Here is a 5,331-nt window from a genome sequence, read left to right on the forward strand (position 1 = left end):
GGTGGGATTCCTCACACGCGCCGTGGTAAAGGTCGCGACGCTCAGGAGCTGCCGAGGGCCGTGCGCAGCCGCGCCTCGGTGACCCGGAAGAAGTCGTGCTGCCGGCCGTCGACGAAGGTCACCGGCACCATGTCGGAGAACCTGCGGACCAGGGCGGGGTCGGCGTCCACGTCGACGCGGGCCCACGTCGCGTCGACGTCGGCGCACACCTCGGCGACCGTGGCCTCGGCGGCCTCGCACAGGTGGCAGCCCTCGCGGCTGTAGACGACGACCCGCGCGTCGAGGGCGTGCGGGACGTCGGTGTCGGCGGGACCGGTCACGGTGCGAGCAGCCCGAGGTCCTGGCTGCGGGCCAGCGCCCGCAGGCGCCCCTTGGCGACCTTGCCCGTCGCCGAGTGCGGCAGCCCCTCGACCACGACGACCTGGCGCGGCTGCTTGAACCGAGCGAGCCGAGTGGAGCAGTGCTCGACCACGCTCGCCTCGAGCGCCGCCGCGTCGACGTCCGAGGACGTGGGGACGACGAACGCCACGACCGCCTCGCCGGTGCTCTCGTCGGGCAGGCCGACCACGGCCACCTCCGAGACCTCGGGGAGCTCGACGACCACGGCCTCGACCTCGGCGGGGTAGACGTTGAAGCCGGACACGATCACGAGCTCGCGCACCCGGTCGACGAGCGTGAGGTCGCCCTCGTCGTCGAGGTAGCCGATGTCACCGGTCGGGTACCAGCCGTCGTCGCGCGGGCCGTCGGAACCGTCGGGCCAGTAGCCGGAGAACAGGTTGGCGCCACGCACCCAGATCTCCGCAGGGTCGCCGGGAGCGGCGTCGGAGCCGCCGGCGTCGACGAGGCGCAGCTCGACACCCGGCAGCGCGCGACCGACCGAGCCGGGGCGCGGCGGGACGCCGACGTCGCGACCCGACGCCAGCGTGGCGGTGATGACGGGGGCGGTCTCCGTGAGCCCGTACCCCTGCTCGACGTGGTGCCCCGACGACTCGGCGAAGACGGCCGCCAGCTCCGGGTCGAGCGCCGACGCGCCGCTCAGCACGTGCTTGACCCCGCCCAGGTGCTCGCGCAGGTCGGAGCGCCCGGCCCAGGCCGCGATCACGGGGGGCGCGAGCGCCACGTTCGTGACCCCCTCGTCGCGGATCGTGCGGAGCAGGCCGGCCGGGTCGAACCCGTCGACCATCACCACCCGCGCACCCTGGCGCACGGCTTGGCCGAGGACGGCGTTGAGGCCGTAGATGTGGAACATCGGCAGCAGACCGAGCACGACGTCGTCGGCCGTGACGATGGCCGGCTCGACGGCCGCGGTCTGCTCGACGTTGGCCAGCAGGGCACGGTGCGACAGGACCGCGCCACGGGGCTTGCCGCTCGTGCCCGACGTGTAGAGCACGACCGCCGGGGCCTCGTCGTCGCGGGGAGCTGCCGGCTCCACGGCGGGCGCGTCGCGCAGCAGGCGCTCGAAGGCGATCTCGCCCGGTCCGGGCTCGGTCCCGTCGACGACGACCGTGAGGCCGGGGCCCTCGTGGTCGAGCCCGGCGACGGCGGCGCGGACCTGCTCGATGCCCGTCTCGTCGCAGAGGACGACCCTGGCGCCGGAGTCCGCCAGCATGCGGCCGATCTCGCGCTCGGTCGAGCGGGGGTTGACGGGGACGGCCACCATGCCGCCGCGCAGGATGCCGAAGTAGGCGACCGCCAGGTCGATCCGGTTGGCCATCACGAGGGCGACGCGATGGCCGCCGCGCAGCCCCACCCCGCTCAGGCCGCGGGCCACGGCGTCGGCCGCTGCGTCGAGCTCGGCCCAGGTGCGCTCGTGACGCCCGCCGCGGTGCTCCACCAGGGCCAGGGCGTCCGGCGTGCGCTCCGCCGCGGCGCTCAGCAGCCCCGAGACGTTGGTGGGCCCCGAGACGCTGGTGGGCCCCGAGACGCTGGTGGGCCCCGGGACGCTGGTGGGAGCCGGGACGTTCGTGAGCCCAGGGACGTCCGACTCGTTCGAGGAGGTCACGATGCGAGTCAACCACAGCGCGCCCGGCCCTCGCGGGGGGTTCGAGCGACCGAGGAGCCTGGGCGAAGGACCACTCGACCGATAGCCTCGTGGCATGACCAGCCAGCGGGTCCCCCGGACCGGGCCGAACCTGCGGTCGCGCTCCGTCCTGGCCGGTCAGGCCGCCGCCGCCGCGAGCGAGGTCGAGCACTGGCTGGCACCGCGTCCGGACGCCGACGCCGCAGCGTTCTTCGACGTCGACAACACGATCATGCAGGGCGCCTCGATCTACCACTTCGCCCGCGGGCTGCACCGGCGCGACTTCTTCACGACCGGCGACATCGCCAAGGCCGCCTGGCAGCAGGTGTACTTCCGCCTCGCCGGCGTCGAGGACCCCGAGCACATCGCGAAGGCCCGGTCCTCCGCCCTGGCCTTCATCGCCGGGCACAGCGTCCGCGAGCTGGAGGAGGTCGGCGAGCAGATCTTCGACGAGCACATGGCGCACAAGATCTGGCCCGGCACGCGGGCGCTCGCCCAGCAGCACCTCGACGCCGGCCAGCGCGTCTGGCTCGTGACCGCCGCGCCGATCGAGATCGCCGCCGTCATCGCCCGTCGTCTCGGCCTCACGGGCGCGCTCGGCACCGTGGCCGAGCACGTCGACGGCGTCTACACCGGCGAGCTGGTCGGCGAGCTGCTGCACGGCGAGGGCAAGGCCGTCGCCGTCACGGCGATCGCCGAGCGCGAGGGCCTCGACCTCGCGCGGTGCTTCGCCTACTCCGACTCCCACAACGACCTGCCGATGCTCTCGCTCGTCGGGCACCCCTGTGCCATCAACCCCGACCCGAAGCTGCGCTCCCACGCCAAGGACCAGGGCTGGGACGTCCGCGACTACCGCACCGGTCGCAAGGTCGCCCTCGCCGGCGGACGGGTGGCCGGCAGCGGGGCCCTCGCCTTCGCGGCCTGGCGTGCGGCACGCGCCCTCCGGCGCCGCTGACCGCCCAGGGAGCGAGACCGATCCCGGATTTCTGCAGACACGCGCCGTCCCAGCGGCATACGATCGTCTCGATCTTCGGGAGGGATCGATGGCCGCGAACGTGGGAGCACTGCGATGGGCGCTGTCCCACGCCCTGGCGACCCCTGACGACACCCTCCTCGCCATGGCGCTGGCCGAGCCGGCGCCCGCGCCCGGCCCCTCGCTCAGCTCCGCGTTCTCGAACGGGCCGGTCGACCCGCACGGCGATCCCGAGGAGCTGCGCCTGCGCGCCCTCGTCGACCTCGCCCGCGAGGGCGACGCCGAGGCGTTCGGCCAGCTCTACGACCACTACGTGAACGGGATCTTCCGGTTCATCTACTACCGGGTCGGGTCCCAGCAGCTGGCCGAGGACCTGACGAGCGAGACCTTCGTCCGCGGCCTGCGTGCCATCCAGCGCTTCAGCTGGCAGGGCAAGGACTTCGGCGCGTGGCTCACCACGATCGCCCGCAACCTCGTCGTCGACCACTTCAAGTCCGGCCGGGCTCGGCTCGAGATCGTCTCCGACGACGTGCCGGAGGGCCCGCAGACCGCCCCCAGCACCGAGGACGACGTCATGTCGCTCCTGTCGAACGAGATGCTCTTCGCGGCCGTGGCCGAGCTGCCCACCGAGCAGCGCGAGTGCGTGCTGATGCGCTTCATCCAGGGCCTGAGCATCGCCCAGACGGCCGCCGCCCTGGGCCGGACCGAGGGCGCCATCAAGCAGTTGCAGCTGCGCGCCGTGCGCAACCTCGCCAAGAAGATGCCGGAGGGCATCCGATGAGCGGCGTCGCGCGGACCGGGCCGACGCGCCGCCTGGCCACCGGGCCCCTGATGGACGAGATGGTGCGAACCGCGTCACGAACGCGTAACTCCGACGTCTTCCCCATCGTTGGAGCTGTAGACGCCACCACAGACAGGACGACGCGATGAGACCCCGCTCGGGCCGCGACGACGCCCAGGCCTTCCACGAGGCCTGGGAGTCCGGCACCCCCGCCACCGCCGAGGTGGCCGAGCTGGTGCGCGCTGCCGAGCTGGTGTGCGAGTCCGCCGTCGCGACCCCGCGACCGGAGTTCCGCGCCGCCCTGCGCGAGCGACTCATGACCGAGGCGCAGACCGTCCTCGTGCCCGACCCGGGCGCCTCGCGGCGCGCCGTGGCCGACCGCACGCCGGCCACCGTGGCGCCGTCGGCTCCCCGCACCCGCCGCCGGATCGCCGGCCTGGCCGTGGCCGCCGTCTCCTCCCTCGGCGTGGTCGGCATGGTCGCGGGCAGCGCCCAGGCCATCCCGGGCGACGTCCTCTACCCCGTCAAGCGCGGCGTCGAGAACGTCGAGCTGGCCATGCAGCGCACCGACGAGGGCCGCGGCACGCAGCGGCTCGAGATCGCCGCCGAGCGGCTCCGCGAGGCCCGCGCCGTGCTGGGCGACGGCTCGACCAAGCAGCGGGCCCAGGTCGGCGCGCTCCTCGACGACTTCAGCACCGAGGCCGAGCAGGGCTCGGCCGAGCTCTTCGGCGCCTTCGACTCCGACGGCTCCACCGCGACGATCGACACCGTCAACGACTTCGCCGCGGCCTCCGCCGTCGACCTGAGCGTCATGTCGGCCGAGGTCCCCGCCGACGCGGCGTCCGCGTTCGACTCGGCGACGGCCGTCGTCACCGACCTGGCCGGTCAGGCCGGCCGTCTGTGCGGCACGTGCGCCAAGGCCGACGTCGACGCCCTGGTCCAGGTCGTCCAGCAGGTCGTCCGACCGGGCCGTCCCGCGTCGGCCTCCGATGCCGAGCCGGCCGCCAGCACCCGCGACGACACCGCCCCGGCCCCGGTCACGAAGGCGCCCACGTCGGACGAGGCCACGAGCGCCCCGACGCCGGCTCCGGCACCGGTCACCCCCTCGCCCTCGGCGAAGCCGCAGGGCCTGCGCGCGGTCACCGATCCACTCGTCGGCGGCCTGCTCGGCAACGAGGAGACCGAGGGGCTGGTCCCCGGCCTGCTCAACGGCCTGCTCGGCACCAAGAAGTAGCAGCGGCTCCGCCGCAGGGGGAGCAGCAGCGGCTCAGCCGCGGGGCCACGACCTGCACGTCCTGGACGGTCGCGGCCGACCCGTCCCGCCGCTCAGAAGAACGCGTTGCCGCGATCGACGAGCAGCCGGTACAGCGTCTGCTGGATGGTCTCGCGCACCTGGTCGGTGACGTTGAACAGCAGCATCGGGTCGTCCGCGGCGTCGGGCTCGTAGGCGTCGGTGCGGATGGGCTCGCCGAACTCGATGATCCACTTGCTCGGGAGCGGGATCATGCCGAGCGGGCCGAGCAGCGGGAAGAACGGGGTGACCGGCAGGTACGGCAG

General features: G+C 73.9%; 5 protein-coding genes and 1 pseudogene. 3 read left to right on the plus strand and 3 right to left on the minus strand.

Annotated features, from left to right (window positions below; translation table 11 throughout):
- Positions 1-41 precede the first annotated feature (41 nt).
- Together ASF38_RS02200 and ASF38_RS02205 are read right to left on the minus strand one after the other, a co-directional pair.
- The gene (locus tag ASF38_RS02200) at positions 42-320 is read right to left on the minus strand and encodes a glutaredoxin family protein (RefSeq protein WP_056556001.1); all 279 of its coding nucleotides are present in this window, start codon (positions 318-320) and stop codon (positions 42-44) included.
- The gene (locus tag ASF38_RS02205) at positions 317-2,002 is read right to left on the minus strand and encodes a class I adenylate-forming enzyme family protein (RefSeq protein WP_200914372.1); all 1,686 of its coding nucleotides are present in this window, start codon (positions 2,000-2,002) and stop codon (positions 317-319) included. Before ASF38_RS02205 ends, ASF38_RS02200 begins: the two co-directional genes overlap by 4 nt.
- Positions 2,003-2,096: 94 nt before the next feature.
- Between ASF38_RS02205 and ASF38_RS02210 the strand changes: the two genes are divergently transcribed.
- From ASF38_RS02210 to ASF38_RS02220, 3 genes are all read left to right on the plus strand, one after another.
- On the plus strand, positions 2,097-2,975 hold the full coding sequence (locus tag ASF38_RS02210) for an HAD family phosphatase (RefSeq protein ID WP_055963961.1): 879 nt from the start codon (positions 2,097-2,099) through the stop codon (positions 2,973-2,975).
- A gap of 88 nt (positions 2,976-3,063) precedes the next feature.
- A complete protein-coding gene (locus tag ASF38_RS02215) occupies positions 3,064-3,774 on the plus strand; it encodes a sigma-70 family RNA polymerase sigma factor (protein ID WP_055963958.1) in 711 nt (236 codons plus the stop codon).
- Between the two features lie 145 nt (positions 3,775-3,919).
- Positions 3,920-5,008 carry a DUF5667 domain-containing protein gene (locus tag ASF38_RS02220; protein WP_056573348.1) on the plus strand — a complete coding sequence of 363 codons (1,089 nt, stop codon included), beginning with the start codon at positions 3,920-3,922 and terminating at the stop codon, positions 5,006-5,008.
- 92 nt (positions 5,009-5,100) lie between these two features.
- Here ASF38_RS02220 and ASF38_RS18605 read toward each other — a convergent pair.
- A pseudogene (locus tag ASF38_RS18605) lies at positions 5,101-5,331 on the minus strand (glycerol acyltransferase); the annotation flags it as partial.

Source organism: Aeromicrobium sp. Leaf272 (assembly GCF_001422865.1).
In the GTDB taxonomy this organism is placed as follows: domain Bacteria; phylum Actinomycetota; class Actinomycetes; order Propionibacteriales; family Nocardioidaceae; genus Aeromicrobium.

What these genes read in the sequence shown, in the direction of transcription:
- ASF38_RS02210 (WP_055963961.1), top strand. Translation starts at nt 2,097, where the DNA reads ATGACCAGCCAGCGGGTCCCCCGGACCGGGCCGAACCTGCGGTCGCGC.
- ASF38_RS02215 (WP_055963958.1), top strand. Translation starts at nt 3,064, where the DNA reads ATGGCCGCGAACGTGGGAGCACTGCGATGGGCGCTGTCCCACGCCCTG.
- ASF38_RS02220 (WP_056573348.1), top strand. Translation starts at nt 3,920, where the DNA reads ATGAGACCCCGCTCGGGCCGCGACGACGCCCAGGCCTTCCACGAGGCC.